The following is a 25,562-nucleotide window of genomic DNA, read 5'->3' on the forward strand; positions in this document are numbered from 1 at the left end:
GCCGCAGGCGTCCGCGTGCATCGGCCCCGTTGCTTCGGCCTGCCCGCCCGTGCCAACGGCCGTTACCAGAGACGCCTGAACAACCATCGTCATCCCGCGAAAGCGGGAAGCCGATGTCCTGGCTGCCGATGGCCGGAGCCGCCGGGTTCCCGCTTCCGCGGGAAAGTCGTTATCCGCCTCTCACGAGCGGCCGTATACGTCCTCGAGGCGGACGATGTCGTCCTCGCCGAGATAGCTGCCCGACTGCACCTCGATCAGCTCCACCGGCTCGCTGCCGCGGTTGCGCAGCCGGTGCACGCTGCCGAGCGGGATGTAGGTGCTCTGGTTCTCGCGCAGTTCGAACACCTTGTCGTCGCAGGTGACTTCGGCGACGCCGGAGACGACGATCCAGTGCTCGGCGCGATGCGCATGCTTCTGCAGGCTGAGCGCCGCGCCCGGCTTGACCACGATGCGCTTGACCTGGAAGCGCGGCCCCACCGCGATCGAGTCGTAGCTGCCCCACGGGCGATAGACCTTGCGGTGGAACAGGTGCTCGCTGCGGCCGGCCGCCTTCAGGCGGTCGACCACCGCCTTGACGTCCTGCACCCGGTCCTTGCGCGCGACCAAGGTCGCGTCGGCGGTGTCGACGATGACCAGGTCCTCGACGCCGATGGTCGCGATCATGCGGCGCTCGGAGGCACGCACCAGGCTGTCGCGGGTGTCGACGGCGATCACGTCGCCTTCGTAGCGGTTGCCGCCGTCGTCGCGTTCGGCCACCGACCACAGCGACGACCACGAACCGATGTCGCTCCAGCCGCAGCTCACCGGGACGACGGCGGCGCGGTCGGTCTTCTCCATCACCGCATAGTCGATCGAGTCGCTCGGGCTCGCGGCGAAGGCTTCGCGGCCGATGCGGGTGAAGTCGAGATCCGCTTCCGCCGCGGCGTAGGCCGCGCGCGCCGCCCCGAGGATCGCCGGCGCATGCCGGCCCAGCTCGTCGAGATAGGCCTGCGCGCGGAACAGGAACATGCCCGAATTCCAGGCATAGCCGCCTTCGGCCAGGTAGCGCTCCGCGGTGGCGAGATCGGGTTTCTCGACGAAGCGCGCCACCCGATAGCCGGCCTCGCCCAAGGCGGCGCCGCGCAGGATGTAGCCGTAGCCGGTCTCGGGGTAATCCGGCGTGATGCCGAAGGTCACCAGCCAACCCTCGCGCGCCAGCGCGGCGGCGGCTTCGACCGCGGCGCCGAAGGCGTCCGCGTCGTCGATCAGATGGTCCGCCGGCATCACCAGCATCGTCGCATCCGCGTCCTTGGCCAGCACGTGCAGCGCCGCGAGCGCGATCGCCGGCGCGGTGCTGCGCGCGAGCGGCTCCAGCAGGATGCCTCCGCTCGGCACCCCGATTCCCTGCAACTGCTCGCCGACCATGAAGCGGTGCTCGTCGGCGCAGACGGTGACCGGCGCCTGGGCATCCGGGAGCCGGCTCGCGCGCAGCACCGTCTCCTGGTACAGCGAATGGTCGCCGACCAGGGCCAGGAACTGCTTCGGCTGGTTCTGCCGCGACAGCGGCCACAGGCGGGTGCCGCTGCCGCCGCTGAGGATGACCGGATGAAGCATTCGAGCTCCGCAAGGGGAATGAGCGCGCAAAAGGGTACCGGATCGCGTTAAGGTCGGCGCTTCCACGACTGAATCGTTGCCGTCGATGCCGCCCGGCGATACGTCCGCTTTCCCGCGCCTGCTCCTGCGCCTCGGCGAGGACACGGCCACGGTGGTCCGCCACGGCGCCCACCTCCTGTCCTGGCGCGCCCGCGGCCGCGAACGCCTCTACCTGAGCCCGCGCGCCGGATTCGCCCCGGGTCGCGCCATCCGCGGCGGCGTGCCGGTGATCTTTCCGCAGTTCTCCGCGCGCGGCCCCGGCCCGCGGCACGGGTTCGCCCGCCTGCGCCGGTGGCGACGGCTCGACGACGGCCGCGCCGCGGACGACCTGCGGCTCGGCCTGGCCGACGACGCCGACACCCGGCGCGCCTGGCCGCACGCGTTCGCGCTGGAACTGCGGATCGCGCTCGCGCCCGCCGCACTCGAACTGGAGCTGCATGTCGCCAACGCCGGGCCCGAAGCCTTCCGCTTCACCGCCGCGCTGCACACCTACCTGCGCGTGGACGAGGTCGCCGATGCGGCCCTGTCCGGCCTGGAGCGCGCGGCATTCGAGGACATGACGGCCGGGGGTGTGCAGCGGCCGGCCGAAGGCGCGCCGCTGCGCTTCGGCACGGAGCTCGACCGCGTCTACCCGGACGCCCCGCCCGTGCTGCACCTGCGCGAGAACGGCGCGGTCCTGCGCATCGAGCAGGCCGGCTTCACCGACACGGTGGTCTGGAACCCCGGCCCCGAGGCGGCGGCGCGCCTGCCGGACCTGGGCGCCGGCGAACATCGCCGCTTCGTCTGCGTCGAGGCGGCCTGCGCCGCCCGCCCGGTCGAGCTCGGTCCCGGCGAACGCTGGTCGGGCCGGCAGCGGCTGGCCGTCGCCGACGAGCCCGCCCCTACGCCTGCGTAGGGGGTCGCGCTCGGCTAGAATCGCGGGCTCTCGGGCCGGATCCGGCCGCGCAAACCAAGGAATCCCCGCACGATGAAGATCCTCGTCGGCTACAAGCGCGTGGTGGACTTCAATGTCCGCATTCAGGTCAAGCCGGACGGCTCCGGCGTGGTCACCGACGGCGTCAAGCTGTCGCCGAACCCCTTCGACGAAATCGCCCTGGAAGAGGCCCTGCGCCTGCGCGACAAGGGCCTCGCGACCGAGGTCGTGGTCGCCACGATCGCCCCGGCCGACGCCCAGGCGCATCTGCGCAACGGCCTGGCGATGGGCGCCAACCGCGCGATCCACGTGGTCAGCGACGCGCCGATCCAGCCGCTGACCGCCGCCCGCGCCCTGCTCAAGCTGATCGAGAAGGAGCAGCCGGACCTGGTGATCCTCGGCAAGCAGGCGATCGACGACGACGCCAACCAGACCGGGCAGATGCTGGCCACCCTGTGGGGCCGGCCGCAGGCGACGTTCGCGTCGAAGCTGGAGATCGAAGGCGGCAAGGCCACCGTGACCCGCGAGGTCGACGCCGGCCTGGAGACGCTCGAAGTCGAGTTGCCCGCGGTGGTCACCACCGACCTGCGCCTGAACGAACCGCGCTTCATCAAGCTGCCGGACATCATGAAGGCCAAGAGCAAGCCGCTGGAGACGATCCCGTTCGCCGACCTCGGCGTGGAGAGCGGCGACCTGCTCAAGACCACCCACTACGCCCCGCCGCCCAAGCGCAGCAAGGGCGTGATGGTGAAGGATGCGGCCGAGCTGGTCGCCGCGCTGAAGGCCAAGGGCCTGCTGTAACTGCTTTCTAGCCCCCTCTTCCGCGCCCGGAAGAGGGTTGGGGCGAGGGCGCGCGATCCGTGCCGAGCACCGCGAGCCCACCCGATGCCAACGGAGATTCCGAGATGTCCAAGGTCCTGATCGTCGCCGAGCACCTCGACGGCAAGCTCAACGCCTCCACCGCCAAGTGCGTGTCCGCCGCGCAGGCGCTGTCGCCGGAGGCCATCGACATCGTCGTGCTGGCCGCCGACCCGGGCGCCGTCGCTGCCGAGGCCGCGCAGATCGCCGGCGTCGCCCGCGTACTGGCCGTCGCCCATCCCGGCAACGCCCACGCCATCGCCCAGGTGCTGGCGCCGCAGGTCGCCGAGCTCGCCGCCGGCTACAGCCATGTGTTCGGGCCGAGCACCACGTTCGGCAAGGACCTGATGCCCTGCGTCGCCGCCCTGCTCGGCGTCGCCCAGGTGTCCGACATCATGGCGGTCGAGGGCCCGCACACGTTCAAGCGGCCGATCTATGCGGGCAACGCCATCATCACCGTCGAGGCCCCGGCCGACCGCACCGTGGTCGCCACCGTGCGTACCGCCTCCTGGCCGGAAGCCGCCAAGGGCGGCAGCGCCGCCGTCGAGGCCGTCTCGGTCGGGGCCGCCCTGCCCGCCCACACCCGTTTCGTCGGCCTGGCCGCCGGCCAGTCCGACCGCCCCGACCTGCAGTCCGCCCGCCGCGTCGTTTCCGGCGGCCGCGGCGTCGGCTCGGCGGAGAACTTCAAGATCATCTACGGCCTGGCCGACAAGCTCGGCGCCGCCGTCGGCGCCTCCCGCGCCGCGGTCGACGCCGGCTACGTCCCCAACGAACTGCAGGTCGGCCAGACCGGCAAGATCATCGCCCCCGAGCTGTACATCGCCATCGGCATCTCCGGCGCCATCCAGCACCTGACCGGCATCAAGGACGCCGGCACCATCGTCGCGATCAACAAGGACCCGGATGCGCCGATCTTCGAGATCGCGGATATCGGGTTGGTGGGGGATTTGTTCGCGATCCTGCCCGAGCTGCAAGGGGCGCTGTAATGCCGACCCTATGGCGGCTCACCCCTTCCGCCGGAGGAACCAGACTTCGATATCGGCAGGCAGCACCGCAAAAAACGGGCGGGCTGCCGATATCGCCACGGTGAGGAAAGCGGCCTTCACTGCCGAGACCTCGCGCGAATAGCGGATGCGCTCGTACAAGCCCGATGCAGAAACGGACGGCAGCGTCATCTGCTCTTCGAGCACGAAACCGTGACGACGCGCCAGCGCTCCCATCGATGCGGTATCGAGGTAATGCACGTGCGGCGAGGGAAACCCGAATTGCCACAGGCGCTCGAACAGGGCCCGCCATACCCAGGCGTGTCATGATGCGTGAAATCCGATACAGGACGCTACGCCGCGACGGCGCATTGACGACCAGCAGCCCTCCCGGCCGCAGCCGTCCGAAACAGGCCTGCAGTGTCGAATTGATATCGGGGATGTGCTCGAGCACGTCGTTGAACGCGATGATGTCGAACCGCCCACTCTCTCCCAACGCCCCCGGGAAAAAGCCGAGGCGGACCTCATGGCCACGGGCACGGGTAGCCTGCGCGACCGCCTTGTCCGGCTCGATGCCAAGCGTATCGAAATCCTATTCTGCTGCTTCGAGGAACCAGCCATGGGCGCACCCCACGTCCAACAGCTTGGGCCGCTCCATAGTGAGCGGCGGCGATAAATCCCTGAGCCGTCGCATCAGCCGCTGGAAATTCGCCTGCGCAGGGCTACTAGCCCACTTTCCCGCGCGGATTCGTCCAAATCGCCCCCTCGGCCTGCTCGAGGATGTGGGGTTGCAGGTTGCTTCCTTCGTAGCTGCAAGACGTGCACTCGAAGTGCCAAGGTCTCAGGCCGGCATTCAATGTGGCGCCGCAAATCGGACAGGGTTGCTTCAAGGTTCCCTCTCTCAAAAGCGTTGAGCGGCGAAGCAAGCCCGGAGGAGTCGTGCTGCCGAGCAGAAGTGTACCGGGGAGAGCCGCTACAATTGTGTCCAAGGGCCGATTGCCAGACACGCCGAACTTCACGAGACCGACGAATGCGTGCTTCCATTGGTGTTGTCATCCCGAGCTATAAGGTACACGACCATATCCTTCGGGTCCTTGGCTCGATAGGCCCCGAGGTCGAACGGATCTATGTCGTCGACGATTGCTGTCCCGACCGCTGCGGCGAATTCGTCAGGCAACACTGCAGCGACCCGCGCGTCGTCGTCTTGCGTCATGAGGCAAACCAGGGCGTCGGCGGCGCTGTCATGACCGGCTATCGCGCTGCGATCGACGACGGCATCCAAATCATCGTCAAGATCGACGGCGACGGCCAAATGGATCCGGCGCTCATTCCGAACTTTGTCTCACCGATCATCCAGGGCGAAGCCGACTATACGAAAGGCAACCGCTTCTTCGATCTAGAGAACATCCATGCAATGCCGAAGATGCGGCTACTCGGCAATGCCGCCCTGTCGTTCCTGACCAAGATCTCTTCCGGCTATTGGGACCTTTTCGACCCCACCAACGGTTACACCGCTATCCATGCCGACGTCGCACGGCATCTGCCTTTCCACAAGATTAGCCGCCGCTATTTTTTTGAGACCGATGTCTTGTTCCGCCTCAACACTCTCAAGGCGGTCGCCGTGGATGTCCCCATGCACGCCAAATATGGAGACGAGGTCAGCAATCTGAAGATCTCCAAGGTTGCGGGGGAGTTCTTCGTCAAGAACCTGCGCAACACCTTCAAACGGATCTTCTACAACTACTATCTGCGCGATATGTCCCTGGCGTCGCTCGAACTCCCATTGGGCGTACTGTTGTTCGGCTTCGGAACCCTTTACGGTATCACCGAGTGGATCGCCGGCTTCCGCTCGGGCACACCGGCCTCCAGCGGCACCGTCATGCTGGCGGCCATGCCGGTCATCCTCGGCTTTCAACTAATACTGGCCTTCGTCGGGTCGGACATCAGTTCGACGCCCCGGCGCCCAATCCATCCAAGGTTGCGCAGCTTCGCACTGCATCCTCCGAGCCCATCATCATGACTTACTTCATCGCATTGCTCTGTGTTGTCGGAATCGCATCCGGGCAGATTCTTTTTAAGCTAAGCGCGGCGTCATTGGCAAAAACCAACAGCTTCCTTGCGCCACAAACCGCAGGTCTGCTAGCGGCGTCGCTAGCGTGTACGGAGTAACGACGATCGCCTGCATCTGGGTACTACAGAAGTCCGAGCTCGGTCGCATCTACCCGCTGATGGCGCCAGCCTTCGTTCTCGTGTCGTTAGGTAGCCATCTCTTCTTCGGTGAGCGGTTCCCTCCCATGTACTTCGTTGCTGTCGCCATGATCATGGCAGGCATAGTCATCACGGTACGAGCCTCATGAGATTGAGTATTCGGGAATTGCCGCCCGCCCCGACACACTGGCCTCTATTCTGCGCCATTGTCTTCGTCGTTGGCCTTGTGTTCACGGCAATCGTTCCGCCATTCCAGGCACCGGACGAATTCCACCACGTACAGCGCGCTTACCTGCTAAGCCGTGGCCAAGTCATCCTTAAATCCCATGGTAACCAGCCATCGGGCGGTGAAATAGACGCGGCGCTTGCGCGTTACATGGATACCTTCACACCGATCATGGGAAAGGCAGCGCGAAAGGTATCTAGAGACGAGATTTTGACTGCGAGCGAGGTTCGTTGGTCAGACAAGACTGTGTTCGCGACGCCCACCGGAACTGCCTACTATTTCCCGGCATTGTATCTTCCGGAGGCCCTTGCCATGTCGTTCGGCAGAGCAACAGGCCTCACGGTCGGGCAGTCCTACAAGCTTGCGCGACTCGCCGCATTACTGACTTGCGTAATCTTGCTTTCAATCGCGTTCTACCTTTACCCGCCACCAATCGGTGTACTGGCCGTCCTACTGCTCCCGATGAATCTGTTCCTGCTCTCATCGGCAGTCCTTGATGGCTTGGCTACTTCGACCTCAATATTGACGATCTCGGCGTTCCTTCGTTTAATAGGCTCGATCGAACGAGCGAAGAATCTCGCTTCGTGCTCGCTCGTTATCTCGGTAGCCTTGGTTGCCTCATGCCGGGCAAACATGCTGCCGATGCTGCTGCTCCCGTTCGTGGCCGCATTCGTACTCCGCGACCGCCGCATGCTGATCGCTGCGCTGATCGTCGCCCTATTTGTGGTCACATGGACGCTCTTTACGATAAATACCACGGTCTATCCGCCAGGGCCACGCGGGAGCGATAGCAGCGCACGACTCCTATTTTTCCTGAGCGATCCGATTGGTCTAGCAAGAATCCTGTGGAATACGTTAGCTGATCCAGCTCTTCGTGCGTTCTACCTGCACTCCTTCATCGGTGTCCTTGGCTGGCTCGACGCACCTCTGCCTGAACTGCTCTATCCACTCATAGCAGCTCTGCTATTCCTCATTGTGATCGCTACGACGACGCTTCGCTCGTTCTCTTGGCTTCGCGGCGTGATGTTGATCGTCGTCGCCAGCTCAGCACTGTTGACGTTTCTTGCCTTACTAGTCCAGTGGACAATTGGTCCAGCAACCAAGGTTGAAGGCGTACAGGGGCGGTATTTCGTTATCCCCGCGATGTTTCTCATCTATGCTTTGACATGTGACCCGACTCCACGTCAGACACTGCGGCGTCGCTGCGCAACGGCGCTGACGTGCCTGCTGGCCGTGATCAGCATCTACGCAGCCACCTCTACCCTGGTTGCGCGCTACCACACCGCCCCACAACAGGCGTCGGTCGCCTCCGGAGAACTACAGGTAGCCGCACCATTGACAGCCAAGCAGGCAACGCAGCTCATTTTCGCGCCCCCGATAGCAGCGGAACACAAGATTACGGAGCTTCGTATACGGATTGGCACTTATCGAATGAGCCATCCCGGGCGTGCGAAGCTCGTGGTTTGGATGGCTGACGGCAAGACGTCCGAGCACCTTTTCGAACTCGCGTCGCTTGAAGATAATGAATACGCGGCTTTTCGCCTGAAACCTGGCAACTATGTCGGCGGCAGGCTGGAGTCCATCGATGGTGAAGGAGTAAGCGTTTACCAGGTAAGCTTCGGGCCCGCGCTGGTGAGCTGTCTGACCGCCGTCACTGAAGATGGACGCACTATCACGACGGCAGGGTGCCCCTGACCCCAAGGCCCCGCTGCCTCAGACGATCGGCGACACCATGGCCCTGAAAGCCGCTTTGGCCTCTTCGGGAACAAAGACGTGATTCCACGCTTGGGGATCGAAATCGACTTGCTCGCTCTCGATCATGGTTCCATTCGACAACAGCCGAAGATCCACATATCCGTTTTCTTGCAAGAACCGGTCGAAGTAGCTGTAATCAGCCCTATCGAGGATCTCAACGAAGATCAGCGGCCGATGCCTTCTGATGGTACGGATCGCACCACGGAAGACAGGCGCCTCATGCCCTTCGACGTCAATCTTGATGATGGACACCTTCGAAAATAAGTTGGCAACACCGCCCGCCAACGCATCAAGCGTTGTCACATTCGTGGTTATCACCTCCGAGTGCTGGGCACGGAACGTCCTTTCTAAGGATGAGCTTGTCTCGACAAGCCCGTGGTCTTGCAAAGGAATGAATAGGTCTGCTGTCCCTTTGTAATCGCTGAGCGCGACGCGAAAGAGCTTGACTCGCCTGCCGAGCTGATTGATCGTGATGTTCTTCTCGAGTACAGGAAGCACTTTGGGATCTGGCTCCACCACCCAAACCTGTCCACGGCGCCTAGCAGCGGCGGCCAGGAGCGTGTAGAACCCTGTATTGGCGCCGATATCTACGACGATTCCACTTGATGCCGCCACTGCACGCCAGAAGATGTCGGGCATAGGGTGCTCAAATGAGTTCCACCCCATATTTCCGATCTTCACCGCAACCTGATCCTTCCCGTTGCAATCAAGCATCCGAATGGACTGGAGGCTTCCGCCAGGTGGAAGCCTCACCTCGACCGACGTCCCTTCCAGCATTGTTGGGTCGTACATATCTCACCTGAGTTGAGCTACATTTGCTTCATGAGACGTTCGTGAAACTCCACCTCGGACATAAAGCGCATGGGGCGGCTGTTGCGCCTCAGCGCAACTTGGCCGAAAAGATCTCGCAATTCACGTGCTTGTTGCTCGAACAGACAGATGCTTCTAGCATGCGGGTTTCTGAAGCCGTCGAGGCGACTGGGGTCTTCCAACAGTTTACGGATCTCCCTGGCCAGTGCCGTTCCATCATCATCGAAGGGCACTATCGCTCCGTTCTCGCCTTCCACTATGTCCTCTACGACGCCGCCGGCATCTGTGGAAATCAGCCAGACATCGCGCACCAGCGCTTCACGTGCCGCAAGGCCGAAGCTTTCCTTACACCGGCTGGGAAATAGCAGCACATCGATGGATCCAAAAAACTCATCGATCGTCGCCTGCGTGTAAGCGGGGACGATCTTTGTCTCGCCCGGAACCTGCCACTGCTCCGGATGAATCGATTGCCATCCCAGATTCAGCGCATTGTCTACTACCCACAATTCATAGTTGGTGTAAGGAAGACTGCGGAATGCCTTTTTCAGCATCTCTCCGCCCTTCATCACCCCCTCGCCACCAACAAATCCGAAGCGGAGCTTACGTTGACTCGGTGGCGTGCGCTTTAGCGCTGACCCCGGGGACGCAACGCCATTCTTATTGACAACCACCTTATTTGAGTCAAAGCCGTTTGCTACGTACAAGTCACGCGAGAACGCACTGGGGGCAAGCAATAAGGCAGCCTTTGATAGCGCTTCGCGCAAGCGCGACGCGCGATATGGGAGCATGGACGCGTCTCGTACGCAGCGTGAACATACGTCTAGCGAAATGGAACGCTGATTGCAGTAACGCCCTTCACCCGTCACCATGAATTGCCTAGCGCACAGCCACCATGCATCGTGCAAAGTGACCACGAAAGGTATCCCTTCCTGCTCACATACGTCGATCAGTTGAACCCCGAGCCCCTGGATGGAATGAAGGTGCACGACATCAGGCCGCCACGCACGGAGAACATTCCTGAACTCCTCCACCGGATATGGGTTATCGAAGTCGAGCACTGGATCTGCTTCGGGCGGCAAGCCCATCGCGAAGACTTCGCAGTGCGAGGATTCGTACCGAATGATTTTGTACGGATGCACCTCGTGGGTTGGCGTAGAGGTAAACATGGCATAGCTGACGCCACCGATTTCATTCAACCGCCGTGCGATCTGCTCGGCGACGATTGTGGCCCCGCCGAAGCTACGCGGCTCAAAGAAGATGTTCACTCCAAGCACTCGCAAGCCGCTCGGCATCAGCGCTTGGTGCGAACTCAAGAAGGGCGCAACGCTCTCGGCTGCGATTGCCTCAGGAGTGAAATGCGCAAGTGCGTGTTGGCGCGCGGCTTCGCCTACACGCGAACGAAGTGCTCGGTCATCCACCAAGCGTAGGATTTGCTCCTCCCACTCTTCAGGAGTCGTGGCAAGAAAACCATTCTTCTCATGCTCGACCGTATACAGGTACTCTTCGGTAGGCGAGCAGACCGAGGGGATCCCGAGCACGGCGGATTCCAAGTATTTAATATTCGACTTGGCGTCGTTAAAGACGGAAGCTTCTAGAGGCGCGATATTAATATCCGCTCTCGCCAAACTCTCCATGTATGTCTCGTAGTCCGTCAGCGGCAACCGCTCGACCTGACCCTTCACACTGTCGTATTCCGGCGGTATGTTCAAAGTACCAATCACCATCAAGCGGACGTAATAACGCGCTTTAAGAACGCGGAGCACCCCCTCCGCCGCGACCTTGAAGTCGGAATCATGGGATCGGGAACCCGAGCCATAAACAATTCGGATGACGCCATCAGTCCGCCTCGGCAATTGCCGAATCCGATCCGCCATGCGGATGATTTCCGCGTCTAATGCGTTGCGCATAACGTGTGTGTGGCGCACACCCGCTTTACGCATCTCTGCCGCCAACGTTGGCGTAGACGCAATGCACTCATCGCAAGCCAACATCATGGCGCGGTACACCGGCACCCCTTTGAGGATACCGTCCCGCGTAGCCTTGTCGAGATCGTTAAGATTCGAATTTGTCTTGTAGGCCTGTAAATCAAATATAAGGTCGTCAACCTCCCAAACGGTTACCACGCCGAGGCTCTTAGCAATACGGAGGGTCTCCAACTGCTCCGGCCACCCAGGAACACGATAGAAGATGGCAATCGTGTGGGTCTGAAGCAGACTCCGCGTCGCAACGACATCCGTCCAATTGACCACGGAGCACTCAATGCCGAGGCTCTGGATCAACTGGCGCTTTTGCAGCACGCGGTATCGCAGGCACTGCTGCAGACCAAGTTCCGCGACCAGCAGGACGCGTTGCACAAGCCGCTGAGATGCCGACCCTGCATCGGGCAGCCCGTTAGGTCGTGTCGTCTTCGCGACACCCGGCAATGCAATGGTGCTGCCGCTGAGGAATAGGCGCACGCGCCTAAACGAATGCCGAAAGCCGCCGGTACGAGTCTCACGCACGAAGGCCAAGGACAGTCTTATCATGCGCTGCCCAATGCCGTGCACCCGTCGCAGCCAATTTAGACCCGTACGTAGGGGCAATGTGAGCTGCCATGATCGCGACGCTTTTATCCTGTCCAGTTCCTCTTGGAGCAATTGGGCGCGGCGAGACAACGGATGTAAGGAATGCTTCGATTTCGCGAGACTAATCGACAGCGATTCGATGCGTAGCTCGCTTTTCGCGACCTCGGCACTCGCCCGCTCGAACTGTAAGCGGTATTCGTCCCTGGCCCGCGCCACATCCTGCAATGCTCGCTCATACCCCGCCACAACCGCCATCGCTGGCGCCGCTGCGCGTTGAGAGGCTGCCCAGCTGGCGAGTGCGGTAGCAACATCTTTTCGAAGCGAATCATCGCGCCCCGCGATCCAACCTTCTTGCGGGAGAGGAAGCGTGAAGACCCAACACATGCCCCATTCCGCAAGCAACTCCTTTGGCGGTTCGGGGCCTCCGACAGCGAAGATCACCCCCTGATCGGACAGGCAAAGACCTGCCCGCCCGAACTTGCGAAGCGAATCTGCAGTGGGCACGACGAGCAAATCCACTCCTGCGGCAGCGACATCGCTTTCAGCGACGCATGCATGACTCCAGTCGTCGAAAGCAGGAAATCGCGCACGAGGATCGACCGCTTCATCGCCTATTTCGTGCAGGATAGACCGCGGAGCCAGTGCCGTCAGCAACTTGCTCACAAGATCATCAAACAGTGCATCCTTGTTCAGCTCTTCTATCGCAGTCATCGCGCTAGCCTCAAGGGCTCCCAGGAATGCTCGTCGCCCACCGCCTCAACCAGCAACGAAGCGTTCGTACGCAGAAACGACTTCCTCCGTCGGCCCAAACATGCGAATAGAGCCATTGTCCATCCAGATGACCTTATTGCAAACCTTACGAATCTCATGGTTCGAATGCATGGCAAGAACCACGATCTCCGACCGCTCGTGGAGGTCGGCCAAGCGACGCTCGGCCTTATGCATGAACGACGCATCGCCTACGCCCATTACCTCGTCCAGCAGCAGAATTTCCGCGTCAACGGCAGTGGAGATAGCGAATGCAAGTCGCACCCGCATGCCACTGGAGTAGGTCCGAATCGGCAGATCGAGGTAATCACCCAATTCGCAAAAATCAGCGATCTGCTGCTGTTTTTCGCGAATCTCCGCTTCGGACATCCCCAAGAGCAAGCCGCGGAGTTTGATGTTCTGCAGACCCGTGGAGTTGTCGTCCATACCAAGGCTGATGTCCAGCAACGGCACCACCTTGCCTTCGCGATGGATGACGCCGTGAGTCGGCGAGTAGATGCCCGCCATGGTCCGCAGGAGCGTGGACTTGCCCGCACCGTTATGGCCGATTAGGCCGATGCGGTCTCCGCTCTCGAGGCGAACGGAAATGTCGTTCAGCGCGCGCACCACGACTACACCATCGTTGTCTTCGGCAATGGCATTTCGCCGTCCCAGACGAACCATCTGCCGCTTGAGCGAGCGCGACTGCACTTCGTAGATGGGCAGGTCCAAGGTGACGCCACTTAGTTCGATGTAGGCCATGCGCTGCTTACACCCAGTACGCGATGCGCTTCAGATAGCGATTGGTAAAAGCCAAGGCGAACAACCAGCCGACGACGGCCAGCCCTACGGCAACGCACCAAGCGGTCAGGCTCGGCACTTCGCCGAGCAGTGGCTTCCGAACCACATCAAGCAGATATGCCAGCGGATTGAGATCGACGATAAAGGAGAAGCGTGTCAGCGCTTCGGGTTTGTACATAATCGGAGTGACGTAGAACGCGACCTGCATGAAAGCAGCCACGATTTGCGGAAGATCGCGAAAACGCGCCGAAAGCAGTCCCGCCAGCATCGCAATCCATGTCCCGTTTAATGCCAACACGAAAAGCGCTGGGACGAAAAGCGGCAGTGTGTCCCACCGCTTGACACCGAAGATCGCCAGCAGCGCTATCACGATGACGAAGTTGTGCGCAAGGATGATCAGGTTGCGCCACGTTACTTGCAGGACATAGATCAGCTTGGGCGTCGAAACCTGGCGTATATAGGCGGCGTTGTTGATGTACGCTTGACTACCTTCGGTAACGGTACTGGCGAACATACTCCAAGAGACCAGGCTGGCCGCGAGGTACGGCAAGTAGTCGCTGAGGTTCTGCCCGAACAGCGTGCCATAGACGACGCCAATGGAAGTGATGATCACCCCCATGCTGATGGTCAACCAGAAAGGCCCGACACGCGAGCGCGCATAGCGTTGTCGGATTTCCAGCCAGCCCAGCAAAGTCCAAAGCCGCCAAGAAGCAATGCTGTGCTTCAGGTCGGCTGCGGCTAGAGTCAACATGTAGTACTTCTCACGTGTATGGGGTCGCAGGGGAAGAGGTGATGCCGTTTGCCCAACAGCATTGCTTTCTCAGGCTGCGTTCAGGGCTCCGTCGATGTCGGCGCGTAGATCCACCATGTTCTCCACGCCTACGCTGAGGCGCACGAGATTGTCTGCGATACCCAATGCGAGACGTCGATCCGCCGGCACCGACGCATGCGTCATGATCGCCGGGTGATTAATCAGGCTTTCGACGCCACCGAGCGACTCGGCGATCGCGAACAGCTCGCAACGTTCCATCATCCGGCGCGCTGCGGCTTCGCCGCCCTTGAGGTGGATACTGATCATCCCGCCGAACCCGTCCATCTGCCGCTTCGCCAGCTCGTGCTGCGGATGCGACTTCAGCCCGGGGTAGATCACTCGTTCGATCGCGGGATGGGTTTCCAGCCATTCGGCCAGGGCCAGCGCGTTGTCGCAATGCGCCTTCATGCGCAGGTGCAGGGTCTTCAGGCCGCGCAGGGCGAGGAAGCTGTCGAAGGGGCCCTGCACGCCGCCGACGGCGTTCTGCAGGAACGCCATCTTCTCGGCCAGCTCGGCGTCGTCGCCGACCACCACCATGCCGCCGACCATGTCGGAGTGGCCGTTGAGGTACTTGGTCGCCGAGTGCATGACGAGGTGCGCGCCCAGCTCCAACGGGCGCTGCACGATCGGCGAGCAGAAGGTGTTGTCGACGACGACGATCAGGCCGTGCCGGCGCGCGATGCCGGCGATCCGTTCGATGTCGACCAGCTTGAGCAGCGGGTTGGTCGGCGTCTCGACCCAGACCATGCGCGTCTCGGGCCGGATCGCGGCCTCGAAGGCGGCCGCGTCGCTGAGATCGACCCAGCTGAAATCCAGGCCCGCGGAGCGGCGGCGGACGCGCTCGAACAGACGGTAGGTGCCGCCGTAGACGTCGTCCATCGCGACCACGTGGCTGCCGCTGTCGAGCAGCTCCAGGATCGTCGAGGTCGCCGCCATGCCGGAGGCGAACGCGAAGCCGCGCGTGCCGCCCTCGAGCGCGGCGACGCAGCGCTCGTAGGCGAAGCGGGTCGGATTATGGCTGCGCGAATACTCGAAGCCCTGGTGCACGCCCGGGCTGGACTGGGCGTAGGTCGAGGTCGCGTAGATCGGGGTCATGACCGCGCCGGTGCTGGGGTCCGGCGTCTGCCCGGCATGGATCGCGAGCGTGCCCAGGCCGGGCTTGCGCGCCCCGCCCTCGGGAGGTGTGTCAGTCATCGAATCCTTCCAATTCCGCAGATTTGGGGCAGCCGGCGATTCTAGCACCGCCCCTGCCGGCCGCTTCGCCGGGCTGCCCTGCGTTTCAGCCGCGATTGCGGCCGTCCGCCTGCGTTCCCTGTTCAGCAAAACACCCGGCTCACTGCACGCGGCGGCGCAGGTAGTTGAGCAGGTCGATCCGGGTGATCAGGCCGAGGAACTGGTCGCCGTCGACGACGATCGCGACGTGGCCGCGGTCGAACACCGGCAGCAACGACTCGATCGGCGAGCGCACCTCGATCTTGTCGAGCTTGCTGACCATCGCGGTGGAGACCGGATCGCGGAAGCGCGCCTCGTCGCCGTACACGTGCAGCAACACGTCGCTCTCGTCGACGATGCCGACGATGCTGTCGCCGTCCATCACCGGCAGCTGCGAGACGTCGTACACCTTCATCCGCTGGTAGGCCGTGACCAGCAGGTCGTTGGGGCCGACCACCACGGTGTCGCGCTGCGAGAACGGGCGCAGGATCAGGTCGCGCAGGTCGCCGTAGGGCTCGCGCTCGAGGAAGCCGTTGTCCAGCATCCAGTAGTCGTTGTACATCTTCGACAGGTACTTGTTGCCGGTGTCGGGCACCAGCGTCAGCACCTTCTTCGGCACGGTCTGCTCGCGGCAGTAGCGCAGCGCCGCGGCCAGCAGGGTGCCGGTCGAGGAGCCGCCGAGGATGCCTTCCTTGGCCAGCAGCTCGCGCGCGGTCAGGAAGCTCTCCCGGTCGCTGATCGCGTAGGCCTTCCTGACCCGGGCGAAGTCGGAAATGACCGGCAGGAAGTCCTCGCCGATGCCCTCGACCATCCAGGTGCCGGACTTCTCGCTGAGCGTGCCCTCGTTGATGTACTGGGCGAGGATCGAGCCGACCGGATCGGCCAGGACCAGCTCGGTGTGCGGCGACTTCTCGGCGAAGCAGCGCGACAGGCCGGTCATCGTGCCGGAACTGCCGCAGCCGAACACGATCGCGTCGGCGCCGCCGACCTCCGCCATCTGCTCGAGGATCTCCGGGCCGGTGCCGAATTCGTGCGCGGCCGGGTTGTCGGGATTGCCGAACTGGTTGATGAAGTACGCGCCCGGCGTCTCGCGGGCGATGCGCTCGGCCAGGTCCTGGTAGTAGTCGGGATGGCCCTTGGCGACGTCGGAGCGGGTCAGCACCACCTGCGCGCCCATCGCCTTGAGGTTGAAGATCTTCTCCCGGCTCATCTTGTCCGGGACCACGAGGATCAGCCGGTAGCCCTTCTGCTGGGCGACCAGCGCGAGGCCGATGCCGGTGTTGCCGGCGGTGCCCTCGACCAGGGTGTCGCCGGGCTTGATCTTCCCCGCCTTCTCCGCGGCCTCGATCATCGACAGGCCGATGCGGTCCTTGATCGAGCCGCCGGGATTCTGCGATTCCAGCTTCAGGTACAGCTCGCAGACGCCGGTGTCGAGACGTTGCGCCTTGACGATCGGCGTGCGGCCGATCAGTTCGAGTACGGAGGAGTGGATGGCCATGCGATTCCTGCGGCCGCGTACCGCGCGGCGTCGCCGGATTCTACCCGCCGGCTCCGGCCGGGGCACGGCGGCCGGGCCCGGACCACCGGGGCGGCCGCGCGCGGCCGCCGCCCCGGTTCCGGCCGCCGCGCGCGCCGGCCGACGAGGAGGCCGGCACGCGCGGCTCGCAAGCGTCAATGGCGCCGGAGCTGCTCGTCGTAGAGGCGGACCAACCGGTCCTTCGCAGCCAGCTTTTCGCGCTTCATCTGCGCCAGGGTGAGATCGTCGATCGGCAACACGCCGAGCTCCGCGTCCATCACCTTCTTGTCGAGATCCTTGTGCCGCTGGTAGAGCCGCTTGAATTCCGGGTTGCTCTTCATCAGCGCCTCGATCTCGGGCTGCGGCCGTTCTTCGAACATGTGAAAGCCTCCTTCAGCATGGTCATGACGCCGGGCCCGCGGGCCCGGCGATGGCGGAAGGCCCCGCAAAAACGGCAACGCCCCGGCCGCCGGGCGGCCAGGGCGTCGTACGGGGTCGTGGGGAAAGGACGGAGCGACGACCGGGCCGGCATCGCACGACCCGGTCGCCGGCAAGCGCGCGGCGGCGGGATCCTGCGGCTGGGTCTGGGTCATCGGAACCGGACTCCTTCGCCGAGCGTTGCGGTCCGCTCGGGTATCCGACCCTACTCCTCCCGGCCGACGTCGGCAAGGCGGTCCGGTCCCCGTCTTCAGCCGCGCGCAGGCGGCCGCCATCCCGGCCCTCCGCGCGCAAGTGCTTGATCCTACGTGCCCCTTGGCGCCGGGGCGGCGCCTATTTGGAGACGACGATCAACTCGGTCTTCTCGCTCTTGCCGCTGCGGCCGCTGACCTGAACGCGGTCCGCCGCGACCCCGCCCGCGGCCAAGGCCTCGCGTACCGCGGCGGCGCGGCGCTGCGCCAGCTTGGCGTCGGCGGCGGTCACCTCGACCCGCACTCCGCCGGCCGCGCTGCTGGCCTGGACGTAGGCGGCGACGGTGCGCACGGCCTTGTCGGCGTCGCCGCTCAGCGCGGCCTTGCCGGCGCCGAACGCGCCCTTGGCCAGGCTGAACACCTCGCCGCGGCCGTCGCGCTTGGACGCGGGCAGCTTGCCGCCGGTGACCAGTTCGGCTTCCTCGCGCGCCAGCCGGGCCTCGCGCTCGCGGGCGGCGTTGAGCCGCGCCGCCTGCGCGCCGGCCACGCCCTGCAGCGCGGTTTCCACGTCCTGCATCGCCAGCGCGTCGGCAGCCTGCTGCTGGCGCAGGCGCTCGGCTTCCTCGGCCTGCATCTGCGCCTGCAGGCGCAGGCGCTCGGCCTCGGCGCGGGCGCGGGCGGCATCCTGGCGGCTGGCCTCGACCAGCAGCTCGGCGCGCTCGCGCTCGAGCCGGTCGGTCTCGCGCTCGGCCGCCTCGGCGCGCGCGGCGATCTCGGCGATCTGCACCCGCCGCTCGGCGACGTACAGGGCGCCGTCGCGGTCGCGGCTGCGCGCCTGCGCCAAGGCGTCGAGCGCCTGGCGCGCCCGCAGCCGCTCGTAGGCGGCGAACGGGTTGAGTTGCGGGTCGGCATCGAGCGCGACCACGCGCTGGCGCAGGCGCGCCAGGTCGGGATCGTCCGCGGCGCGGGCGGCGGGCAGGAGCAGCGCCGCCAGCAGCAGCGGCGCGAACAGGGTCGTGCGCAGGCTCATCGCTGGCCCTCCGGGTTCTGCACGCGCCGGCGCAGCTCGGCGACTTCGTTGCGGCGCAGCTCCAACGCGGCCTCGGCCTTGGCCTGGCGGCTGCGGGCGGCGGCCAGGTCGGCGTCGGCGGCCGCGGCCAGCGCGAGGCGCCGCGCGTCGTCGTCGCGGCCCGCGCTCAACGCGGCCTGCGCCTGCGACAATTCGCCGCGCGCACGGTTGAGATCGTCGGCCGCGTACTGGTCGCCATCGCCGTTCTCGGCGCGCGCCACCGCCTGTTCGGCCGCGGCCACCTCGCCGGTGGGCGGCGGCAACGACGCGCAGGCGCCCAGCGCCGAAGCGAGAACTGCGGCCAGTAGCGGTAACCGGAATTGTGCGAAGCTTGGGGTCATTGGGGCGGCCGTGCGTGAGTGATGCGCCCGGCCATTGTCGGAAGCCGGCAGCGTGCTTGCAACGGGACGCCGGCGTCAACAAGGGGTCGCTGCATGGACATCGGCTATTTTCTCAAGCTGATGACGGAAAAGAACGCGTCGGACATGTTCCTGACCACCGGCGCGCCGGTCTACATCAAGGTCGAAGGCAAGCTCTACCCGCTCGGCAGCACCGGCCTGCCCGCCGGCATGGTCAAGAAGATCGCCTACTCGCTGATGGACGAGGGCCAGGTGCCGATCTTCGAGCGCGACCTGGAGCTCAACATGGCCCTGGCCCTGCCCGACGCCGGCCGCTTCCGCATCAACGTGTTCAAGCAGCGCGGCGAGGTCGGGATGGTGATCCGCGCGATCCGCAGCGTGATCCCGTCGATCGAGGAACTGCAGCTGCCGCAGGTGCTGAAGGAAGTCATCATGGCGCCGCGCGGGCTGGTGCTGATCGTCGGCTCCACCGGCTCGGGCAAGTCGACCACGCTGGCGTCGATGATCGACTACCGCAACAGCAACGTCTCCGGCCACATCCTCACCATCGAGGACCCGATCGAATACCTGCACAAGCACAAGAAGTCGATCGTCAACCAGCGCGAGGTCGGCCTGGACACGCACGCCTTCCACAACGCGCTGAAGAACGCGATGCGCGAGGCGCCGGACGTGATCCTGATCGGCGAGATCCTCGACGCGACCACGATGGAGGCGGCGATCGCGTTCGCCGAGACCGGCCACCTGTGCCTGGCCACCCTGCACTCCAACAACGCCGACCAGACCATCGAACGCATCCTCAACTTCTTCCCCGAGGCCGCGCACAAGAACGTGCTGATGAACCTGGCGCTGAACCTGCGCGCGGTGGTGTCGCAGCGCCTGGTGGTGGGCGTCGACGGCCGCCGCCTGCCGGCGGTCGAGGTGCTGCTCAACACGCCGATGATCCGCGACCTGCTGCGGCGCGGGCAGATCCACGAGCTCAAGCCGGCGATGGAAGCCTCGCTCGAGGAGGGCATGGAGTCGTTCGACCAGTGCCTGTTCCGGCTCTACAAGGAAGGCAAGATCGACATGGAGGAGGCGCTGCGCGCGGCCGACTCGCGCGACGGCCTGGCGCTGAAGTTCCGCCTGTCCGAGGGCGGCAGCGGCGAGCACGACCCGTACGCGGACATGTACGACGTCGGCGCGCAGCACTAGCGCGCTCCTGCGCGAATCGCGACGAAACGCACCGCCCGGCGGGGCCCGCGCGGCGGTCAGCGCACCGAAGCTGCGGAAGTGATCGCGCGGTCAACGCGCCGTGACCGGGAGCCCGCACCCGCGGGCGCGGTGCGTCCGCCGGCGCCCGCCATGGCGCAGAGCCCGCGTGCCTGACGCGGTCGAGCGGTTCCGCACACGAGGCGCGTCAGCGGCGCGCCACGCGAGGCGCCCGCAGCGGGCGCGAGCGGCCGGCGCCCGCGCCTTCGTTCGTCGTTGCAGACGGGGTGGCACGCGCGCCCGGCCGCCGCAGCGGATCGCGAGCGCGCTCACCCCGCTCAGGCCGGCCTGTCCGGCTGCGCGTCGGGGCTGGCGGCGGCGAACGCCGGCAGCGCCAGGCAGGCCTGCTCGATCCGCACCAGGGTCGGATACGGCCCCAGGTCGACGCCGAAGCGGCGCGCGCTGTAGACCTGCGGCACCAGCGCGCAGTCCGCCAGTCCCGGCGCGTCGCCGTGGCAGTAGCGGCCGGTGGCCGGGTCCCCGGCCAGCATCGTCTCCAGCGCGGCGAAGCCTTCGCCGATCCAATGGCGGATCCATTCCTCGCGCTCGGGCTGCGGCACCTGCCAGCGCCGCTCGAGGTACTGCAGCACGCGCAGGTTGTTGAGCGGATGGATGTCGCAGGCCACCGCCAGGGCCAGCGCGCGCACGCGCTGGCGCTCGCCGGGGTCGCGCGGCAGCAGCGGCGGTTCCGGCCAGGTCTCGTCCAGGTACTCGAGGATCGCCAGCGACTGGCGCTGCACGTGCCCGCCGTGCTGCAGCACCGGCACCAGGCGCTGCGGGTTCGCGGCGCGGAATGCGTCCTGGTGCTGCTCGCCGCCGTCGCGCAGCAGGTGCACCGGCACGGTGTCGTACGCCAGCCCCTTGAGGTTCAGCCCGATCCGCACCCGGTAGGCCGCACTGGAACGCCAGTACGAATACAGCCGCAACGACTCGTCCATTCCGCTTCTCCGCTGATGCCCGCCGCCGTCACGCCGCGGGGGCGCGCTCGATGCGCTGCTCGATCGCGCCGAACACGCTGCGGCCGTCGCGGTCGAGCATCTCGATGCGCACGGTGTCGCCGAAGGCCAGGAACGGCGTCAGCGGCTTGCCGTGCTCCAAGGTCTCCACCGTGCGCTTCTCGGCGAAGCAGGACGCGCCCAGCGAGGTGTCCTGGTTGGCCACGGTGCCGGAGCCGACGATGGTGCCCGCCGACAGCGGCCGGGTCTTGGCGGCGTGCGCCACCAGCCGGGCGAAGTCGAACTGCATGTCCACGCCCGCCTCCGGCGCGCCGAACCACTGGCCGTTGACATGGGTGAGCAGGGGCAGGTGGACCTTGTTGTCGCGCCAGGCCTCGCCGAGTTCGTCCGGGGTCACGAACACCGGGCTCAGCGCCGAGCGCGGCTTGCTCTGCAGGAAGCCGAAGCCCTTGGCCAGCTCGGCCGGGATCAGGTTGCGCAGCGAGACGTCGTTGACCAGGCCGACCAGCTGGATGTGCGCCGCGGCACGTTCGGGCGCGACGCCCATCGGCACGTCGTCGGTGATCACCACGACTTCCGCCTCCAAGTCGATGCCGTAGTCCTCGCTGGCGACCAGCACCGGGTCGCGCGGGCCGTAGAAGCCGGCGCTGGTGGCCTGGTACATCAGCGGATCGGTGTAGAAGCTGTCCGGCACCTCGGCGCCGCGCGCGCGGCGCACGCGCTCCACGTGCGGCAGGTAGGCGCTGCCGTCGACGAACTCGTAGGCGCGCGGCAGCGGCGCGGCCAGCGCGGCCATGTCGAGCTCGAACGCATCCTCGGCGCGGCCGTCGTTCAGCGCTTCCGAAAGCGCATTCAGCCGCGGTGCGGCGTTGGACCAGTCCTCCAGCGCGCGTTGCAGCGTGTCGGCGATGCCGGCGGCGCGCACGGCGCGGGCCAGGTCGCGGGAGACGACGATCAGGGTGCCGTCGCGGCCGCCCTCCTTCAGGGAACCGAGCTTCATCGAAACCTCGAGTGTACGAGCGAAGCGCTGTCGCGCGATGGTTTCAATTGTAACGGGTCGCCCGGCGGCCCAGCGACTCGCCAAGCGCCGCCCGCCCGCGAACGCGGCAGCCGCTCCGGACGACGAGGCGCGACGGCATGCCAGGTCCCGCCAGCGCCCGCGAACGTCCCGCGCCGCTTTCGCCGATGGCCGGTCGCGCGCGACGGAGCCCTGGTGCCGGCGCCTCGCCGATCCGTCCCGCCGCCCCGCCGCGCCTGGTCAGGCGAGATCGCACCAGGCGGACGCCCACAACGAAAAACCCGCCTTGCGGCGGGTTTTTCGCGACGCTTGCGCGTCCTTCATCTGGCAGCCCCGGATGGATTCGAACCACCGAATGTCTGAGTCAGAGTCAGATGCCTTACCACTTGGCGACGGGGCTATGCGACCGATTCTAGCGCAGAAATCAGCGCTTGGAGAACTGGGTGGCGCGGCGCGCCTTGTGCAGGCCGACCTTCTTGCGCTCGACCTCGCGCGCGTCGCGGGTCATGAACCCGGCCTTGCGCAGTTCGGTCTTGAGCGACTCGTCGTACTCGACCAGCGCGCGGGCGATGCCGAGGCGGATCGCACCGGCCTGGCCGGTGGTGCCGCCGCCGGAGACGGTGACGACCACGTCGAACTTGTCGCTCGACTGGGTCAGCTCGAGCGGCTGGCGCACGATCATGCGCGCGGTCTCGCGGCCGAAGAACTCGTCGAGCGGACGCTGGTTGATGGTGATGTTGCCGCTGCCCTTGCGCAGGAACACGCGGGCGGTGGAGGACTTGCGGCGGCCGGTGCCGTAGTTCTGCTGAAGTGCCATGTGCTTAACCTTAGAAATCCAACGGCTGCGGCTGCTGGGCGGCGTGCGGGTGCTCGGCGCCCTTGTAGACCTTGAGCTTGCGGTACATCGCACGGCCGAGCGGATTCTTCGGCAGCATGCCCTTCACGCCGATCTCGATCACGCGCTCCGGATGGCGCTCCAGCGCCTGGGCGAGGGTCTCGCTCTTCAGGTTGCCGACGTACCCGGTGAAGCGGTGGTACATCTTGTCCTGCAGCTTGTTGCCGGTGACCGCGATCTTCTCGGCGTTGATCACCACCAGGTAATCGCCGGTATCGACGTGCGGAGTGTAGACGGGCTTGTGCTTGCCGCGCAGGCGGCGCGCGAGTTCGGAACACAGACGACCGAGCGTCTTGCCCGTCGCATCGACCACGTACCAGTCGCGCTGGACGGTCTCGTTCTTGGCGGTGAAGGTCTTCATGACTGCTCTGCTTAAGGGGTACCTGGTCGGGCTGATTCCGTGCCGGCCCCTGCGAGGGCGCCCGTCGGAACTTCGCCTCGCGTTGTGGATGTCGGAGCGACAGAAGCGAAATGATAACCGGGCTCGCGGGCCATCGCAAGCCGCCGGGAACCCGCGTGCTAGCATCCTGCGGCCATGCCCGCCGCGCCCCCGCCCTCACCCGACCCGCTGGTCGCGCTGGCCGAGCGCTGCGTGCGGTGCGGGTTGTGCCTGCCGGCCTGCCCGACCTACGCCCGCGAGCGGCTGGAGGCCGAATCGCCGCGCGGCCGCATCGCGCTGGTCCAGGCCTGGGCGACGGGCGCGGTGGATCCCACGCCCGCCGGCGATGCCCATCTCGACCACTGCCTGGGCTGCCGCGGCTGCGAGGCGGCCTGCCCGGCCGGGGTGCCGTATGGCCGATTGCTGGTCCAGGCGCGCACGGGGCAGCGCCGCCGGCGCCCGCCGGGGTGGCGCCAGCGCCTGGCCGAGCGGCTGATGGCGCGGCCGCGCGCGCTGGCCGCGCTGCTGGCCGGGTACCGGCGCGCCTACCCGGTGCTGCCGCGCGCCTGGCGCCTGCTGCCGCGCCCGCCGGCACCGTTGCCACAGGCGCCCGCGCACGGCCGCCCGGTGGCTGCGGCGCTGTTCGTCGGCTGCGCCGCCGGCCCTTACGAGGCGGCCGCGCGGCGGGCGCTGGCCACGCTGTGCGCGCGGCTCGGCGTCGGCCTGGCCGCGCCGCGCGGCCAGACCTGCTGCGGCAGCCCGCACGCCCATGCCGGCGATGCCGCGGCCGCGGCGCGCCTGGCGGCGGCCAACCGCGGCGCGTTCGCCGGCGCCGGACGCGTGCTGACCCTGGCCAGCGGCTGCCACGAGGCCGTGGCCGCGGCGGTCGATGCGCCGGCCGAGGACGCGCTGGCCTTTCTCGAACGCCACGCCGAGCGGCTGCGGTTCCGGCCGTCGCCGGAACGCGTCGCCGTGCACCTGCCCTGCACCCAGCGCAACGTGCTGCGCTCCGTCACGCCGCTGCGCCGGCTGCTGGCGCGGGTCCCCGGGCTGCAGGCGGTCGAACTGGACACCGGCTACGGCTGCTGCGGCGCGGCCGGGCTGCAGATGCTGGCCGACCCGGTGCGTGCCGCCGACTACCGCGCACCGTTGCTGCGGCAGGTGGCGGAGAGCGGCGCCGCACGGCTGCTCAGTGCCAATCTCGGCTGCCGGCTGCACCTGGCCGGGGCCGCGACGGTGCCGGTGCAGCACCCGCTGGAATACCTCGCCGAGCGGCTCGAGCCGGCTTCGCCCGACGCTCCGGCCACGCCGGTCTAGACTAGGCGCATGAGCACCGCACGCCACCTGACCCCGCTCGACCGCGTCCTCGTCGAAGCCCAGCGCGCGCTCGATACCGTGCTCGGCGCGCCCGCCGCGGCGCGGCCGAACCCGGCGCGCGACGTCGCCGCGATCGAGCTCGACGAGCCCGAACGCCACCACGCCGCCGGCCTGATGCGGATCAACCACGTCGGCGAGGTCTGCGCGCAGGCGCTGTACTGCGGCCAGGCGGCGGTGGCGCGCGACCCGGCCACGCGCGAGCACCTGCTCGCGGCCGCGCAGGAGGAGACCGACCATCTGGCCTGGTGCGCCGATCGCCTGCGCGAACTCGACAGCCGCCCGAGCCTGCTCAACCCGCTGTGGTACGCCGGCAGCTTCGCGATCGGCGCGGTGGCCGGGCTGCGCGGCGACGGCTGGAACCTCGGCTTCGTGGTCGAGACCGAGCGCCAGGTGGAAGCGCACCTGGACGAGCATCTGGATTCGCTGCCGCCCGCCGACGCCCGCAGCCGCGCCATCCTGCGCACGATGAAGGCCGACGAGGCCCGTCATGCCGACCACGCCGAGGCCGCCGGCGCGCGGCCGCTGCCGGCGCCGGTCCCGGCCCTGATGGCGGCGGCCTCGAAGCTGATGAAGGCGGTGGCTTACCGGCTGTGATC

General features: G+C 66.1%; 23 protein-coding genes, 1 tRNA gene and 1 pseudogene. 8 read left to right on the forward strand and 17 right to left on the reverse strand.

The annotated features are described in order from the left end of the window. Nucleotides 1–180: 180 nt before the first annotated feature. Nucleotides 181–1,593, reverse strand: a complete 1,413-nt coding sequence (locus EDC50_RS07020) for a mannose-1-phosphate guanylyltransferase/mannose-6-phosphate isomerase (RefSeq protein WP_123769785.1) — start codon at nt 1,591–1,593, stop codon at nt 181–183. Between the two features lie 85 nt (nt 1,594–1,678). On the opposite strand from EDC50_RS07020, the gene EDC50_RS07025 reads away from it, so the two are divergent. From EDC50_RS07025 to EDC50_RS07035, 3 genes are all read left to right on the forward strand, one after another. Next, nucleotides 1,679–2,527, forward strand: coding sequence for a D-hexose-6-phosphate mutarotase (locus EDC50_RS07025; RefSeq protein WP_123769786.1), 849 nt, complete (start codon nt 1,679–1,681; stop codon nt 2,525–2,527). Nucleotides 2,528–2,599: 72 nt separating this feature from the next. Then, a complete protein-coding gene (locus tag EDC50_RS07030; RefSeq protein ID WP_123769787.1) occupies nt 2,600–3,346 on the forward strand; it encodes an electron transfer flavoprotein subunit beta/FixA family protein in 747 nt (248 codons plus the stop codon). 104 nt (nt 3,347–3,450) lie between these two features. After that, nucleotides 3,451–4,389 (forward strand): electron transfer flavoprotein subunit alpha/FixB family protein, encoded by a 939-nt coding sequence (locus tag EDC50_RS07035; protein ID WP_123769788.1) that lies wholly within the window; start codon nt 3,451–3,453, stop codon nt 4,387–4,389. Nucleotides 4,390–4,407: 18 nt separating this feature from the next. Here EDC50_RS07035 and EDC50_RS16640 read toward each other — a convergent pair whose 3' ends face one another. Beyond that, nucleotides 4,408–4,647: a hypothetical protein gene (locus tag EDC50_RS16640; protein WP_242003066.1), complete on the reverse strand. Its 240-nt coding sequence runs from the start codon at nt 4,645–4,647 to the stop codon at nt 4,408–4,410. 103 nt (nt 4,648–4,750) lie between these two features. After that, nucleotides 4,751–4,960, reverse strand: a pseudogene (locus EDC50_RS16875) (class I SAM-dependent methyltransferase); the annotation flags it as partial. Nucleotides 4,961–5,416: 456 nt separating this feature from the next. On the opposite strand from EDC50_RS16875, the gene EDC50_RS07045 reads away from it, so the two are divergent. Both EDC50_RS07045 and EDC50_RS07055 read left to right on the forward strand, forming a co-directional pair. Then, complete coding sequence (locus EDC50_RS07045; RefSeq protein WP_123769789.1) at nt 5,417–6,406, forward strand: glycosyltransferase family 2 protein; 990 nt, start codon at nt 5,417–5,419, stop codon at nt 6,404–6,406. Between the two features lie 333 nt (nt 6,407–6,739). Further along, complete coding sequence (locus EDC50_RS07055; protein WP_123769790.1) at nt 6,740–8,515, forward strand: DUF2142 domain-containing protein; 1,776 nt, start codon at nt 6,740–6,742, stop codon at nt 8,513–8,515. Nucleotides 8,516–8,533: 18 nt separating this feature from the next. Here the strand turns inward: EDC50_RS07055 and EDC50_RS07060 are convergent, their stop codons facing one another. The 9 genes from EDC50_RS07060 to EDC50_RS07100 form a co-directional block, all read right to left on the reverse strand. Further along, nucleotides 8,534–9,256, reverse strand: coding sequence for an FkbM family methyltransferase (locus tag EDC50_RS07060; protein WP_158635727.1), 723 nt, complete (start codon nt 9,254–9,256; stop codon nt 8,534–8,536). Between the two features lie 128 nt (nt 9,257–9,384). Continuing rightward, complete coding sequence (locus EDC50_RS07065; protein ID WP_123769792.1) at nt 9,385–12,660, reverse strand: glycosyltransferase; 3,276 nt, start codon at nt 12,658–12,660, stop codon at nt 9,385–9,387. A 45-nt stretch (nt 12,661–12,705) separates the two neighbouring features. Continuing rightward, entirely contained in the window at nt 12,706–13,458 is a 753-nt protein-coding gene (locus EDC50_RS07070; protein WP_123769793.1) for an ABC transporter ATP-binding protein, read from the reverse strand. Between the two features lie 7 nt (nt 13,459–13,465). Continuing rightward, nucleotides 13,466–14,248, reverse strand: a complete 783-nt coding sequence (locus EDC50_RS07075) for an ABC transporter permease (RefSeq protein ID WP_123769794.1) — start codon at nt 14,246–14,248, stop codon at nt 13,466–13,468. A 69-nt stretch (nt 14,249–14,317) separates the two neighbouring features. Beyond that, nucleotides 14,318–15,502: a cystathionine gamma-synthase gene (locus tag EDC50_RS07080; RefSeq protein WP_123769795.1), complete on the reverse strand. Its 1,185-nt coding sequence runs from the start codon at nt 15,500–15,502 to the stop codon at nt 14,318–14,320. Between the two features lie 139 nt (nt 15,503–15,641). Further along, on the reverse strand, nt 15,642–17,018 hold the full coding sequence (locus EDC50_RS07085; protein WP_123769796.1) for a pyridoxal-phosphate dependent enzyme: 1,377 nt from the start codon (nt 17,016–17,018) through the stop codon (nt 15,642–15,644). A gap of 173 nt (nt 17,019–17,191) precedes the next feature. After that, nucleotides 17,192–17,416: an HP1242/YdcH family protein gene (locus tag EDC50_RS07090; protein ID WP_123770401.1), complete on the reverse strand. Its 225-nt coding sequence runs from the start codon at nt 17,414–17,416 to the stop codon at nt 17,192–17,194. Nucleotides 17,417–17,807: 391 nt separating this feature from the next. Beyond that, nucleotides 17,808–18,695: an OmpA family protein gene (locus EDC50_RS07095; RefSeq protein ID WP_123769797.1), complete on the reverse strand. Its 888-nt coding sequence runs from the start codon at nt 18,693–18,695 to the stop codon at nt 17,808–17,810. Next, nucleotides 18,692–18,997, reverse strand: a complete 306-nt coding sequence (locus EDC50_RS07100) for a DUF4398 domain-containing protein (RefSeq protein WP_242003111.1) — start codon at nt 18,995–18,997, stop codon at nt 18,692–18,694. The genes EDC50_RS07095 and EDC50_RS07100 overlap by 4 nt, the downstream gene beginning before the upstream one ends. A 171-nt stretch (nt 18,998–19,168) precedes the next feature. Between EDC50_RS07100 and EDC50_RS07105 the strand changes: the two genes are divergently transcribed. After that, complete coding sequence (locus EDC50_RS07105) at nt 19,169–20,284, forward strand: PilT/PilU family type 4a pilus ATPase (RefSeq protein ID WP_123769799.1); 1,116 nt, start codon at nt 19,169–19,171, stop codon at nt 20,282–20,284. 335 nt (nt 20,285–20,619) lie between these two features. Here EDC50_RS07105 and maiA read toward each other — a convergent pair whose 3' ends face one another. The 5 genes from maiA to rplM all read right to left on the reverse strand — a co-directional run bounded on the left by maiA (nt 20,620) and on the right by rplM (nt 23,571). Continuing rightward, entirely contained in the window at nt 20,620–21,279 is a 660-nt protein-coding gene (gene maiA, locus EDC50_RS07110) for a maleylacetoacetate isomerase (RefSeq protein WP_123769800.1), read from the reverse strand. 28 nt (nt 21,280–21,307) lie between these two features. After that, nucleotides 21,308–22,297 carry a fumarylacetoacetate hydrolase family protein gene (locus tag EDC50_RS07115; RefSeq protein ID WP_123769801.1) on the reverse strand — a complete coding sequence of 330 codons (990 nt, stop codon included), beginning with the start codon at nt 22,295–22,297 and terminating at the stop codon, nt 21,308–21,310. Nucleotides 22,298–22,640: 343 nt separating this feature from the next. Continuing rightward, nucleotides 22,641–22,715, reverse strand: a tRNA-Gln gene (locus EDC50_RS07120). Between the two features lie 24 nt (nt 22,716–22,739). Beyond that, complete coding sequence (gene rpsI / locus EDC50_RS07125) at nt 22,740–23,132, reverse strand: 30S ribosomal protein S9 (protein ID WP_123769802.1); 393 nt, start codon at nt 23,130–23,132, stop codon at nt 22,740–22,742. Nucleotides 23,133–23,142: 10 nt separating this feature from the next. Further along, complete coding sequence (rplM, locus tag EDC50_RS07130) at nt 23,143–23,571, reverse strand: 50S ribosomal protein L13 (protein WP_123769803.1); 429 nt, start codon at nt 23,569–23,571, stop codon at nt 23,143–23,145. A gap of 174 nt (nt 23,572–23,745) precedes the next feature. Between rplM and EDC50_RS07135 the strand changes: the two genes are divergently transcribed. Then, nucleotides 23,746–24,906 carry a (Fe-S)-binding protein gene (locus EDC50_RS07135; protein ID WP_123769804.1) on the forward strand — a complete coding sequence of 387 codons (1,161 nt, stop codon included), beginning with the start codon at nt 23,746–23,748 and terminating at the stop codon, nt 24,904–24,906. 9 nt (nt 24,907–24,915) lie between these two features. Further along, entirely contained in the window at nt 24,916–25,560 is a 645-nt protein-coding gene (gene coq7 / locus EDC50_RS07140) for a 2-polyprenyl-3-methyl-6-methoxy-1,4-benzoquinone monooxygenase (protein WP_123769805.1), read from the forward strand. Nucleotides 25,561–25,562: the final 2 nt, after the last annotated feature.

Source organism: Vulcaniibacterium tengchongense (assembly GCF_003814555.1).
Taxonomy (GTDB): Bacteria; Pseudomonadota; Gammaproteobacteria; order Xanthomonadales; family Xanthomonadaceae; genus Vulcaniibacterium; species Vulcaniibacterium tengchongense.

Coding starts and splice junctions, on each gene's coding strand:
- EDC50_RS07020 (WP_123769785.1), bottom strand. CDS start 1,593: ATGCTTCATCCGGTCATCCTCAGCGGCGGCAGCGGCACCCGCCTGTGG.
- EDC50_RS07025 (WP_123769786.1), top strand. CDS start 1,679: ATGCCGCCCGGCGATACGTCCGCTTTCCCGCGCCTGCTCCTGCGCCTC.
- EDC50_RS07030 (WP_123769787.1), top strand. CDS start 2,600: ATGAAGATCCTCGTCGGCTACAAGCGCGTGGTGGACTTCAATGTCCGC.
- EDC50_RS07035 (WP_123769788.1), top strand. CDS start 3,451: ATGTCCAAGGTCCTGATCGTCGCCGAGCACCTCGACGGCAAGCTCAAC.
- EDC50_RS07045 (WP_123769789.1), top strand. CDS start 5,417: ATGCGTGCTTCCATTGGTGTTGTCATCCCGAGCTATAAGGTACACGAC.
- EDC50_RS07055 (WP_123769790.1), top strand. CDS start 6,740: ATGAGATTGAGTATTCGGGAATTGCCGCCCGCCCCGACACACTGGCCT.
- EDC50_RS07065 (WP_123769792.1), bottom strand. CDS start 12,660: ATGACTGCGATAGAAGAGCTGAACAAGGATGCACTGTTTGATGATCTT.
- EDC50_RS07070 (WP_123769793.1), bottom strand. CDS start 13,458: ATGGCCTACATCGAACTAAGTGGCGTCACCTTGGACCTGCCCATCTAC.
- EDC50_RS07075 (WP_123769794.1), bottom strand. CDS start 14,248: ATGTTGACTCTAGCCGCAGCCGACCTGAAGCACAGCATTGCTTCTTGG.
- EDC50_RS07080 (WP_123769795.1), bottom strand. CDS start 15,502: ATGACTGACACACCTCCCGAGGGCGGGGCGCGCAAGCCCGGCCTGGGC.
- EDC50_RS07085 (WP_123769796.1), bottom strand. CDS start 17,018: ATGGCCATCCACTCCTCCGTACTCGAACTGATCGGCCGCACGCCGATC.
- EDC50_RS07090 (WP_123770401.1), bottom strand. CDS start 17,416: ATGTTCGAAGAACGGCCGCAGCCCGAGATCGAGGCGCTGATGAAGAGC.
- EDC50_RS07095 (WP_123769797.1), bottom strand. CDS start 18,695: ATGAGCCTGCGCACGACCCTGTTCGCGCCGCTGCTGCTGGCGGCGCTG.
- EDC50_RS07105 (WP_123769799.1), top strand. CDS start 19,169: ATGGACATCGGCTATTTTCTCAAGCTGATGACGGAAAAGAACGCGTCG.
- maiA (WP_123769800.1), bottom strand. CDS start 21,279: ATGGACGAGTCGTTGCGGCTGTATTCGTACTGGCGTTCCAGTGCGGCC.
- EDC50_RS07115 (WP_123769801.1), bottom strand. CDS start 22,297: ATGAAGCTCGGTTCCCTGAAGGAGGGCGGCCGCGACGGCACCCTGATC.
- rpsI (WP_123769802.1), bottom strand. CDS start 23,132: ATGGCACTTCAGCAGAACTACGGCACCGGCCGCCGCAAGTCCTCCACC.
- rplM (WP_123769803.1), bottom strand. CDS start 23,571: ATGAAGACCTTCACCGCCAAGAACGAGACCGTCCAGCGCGACTGGTAC.
- EDC50_RS07135 (WP_123769804.1), top strand. CDS start 23,746: ATGCCCGCCGCGCCCCCGCCCTCACCCGACCCGCTGGTCGCGCTGGCC.
- coq7 (WP_123769805.1), top strand. CDS start 24,916: ATGAGCACCGCACGCCACCTGACCCCGCTCGACCGCGTCCTCGTCGAA.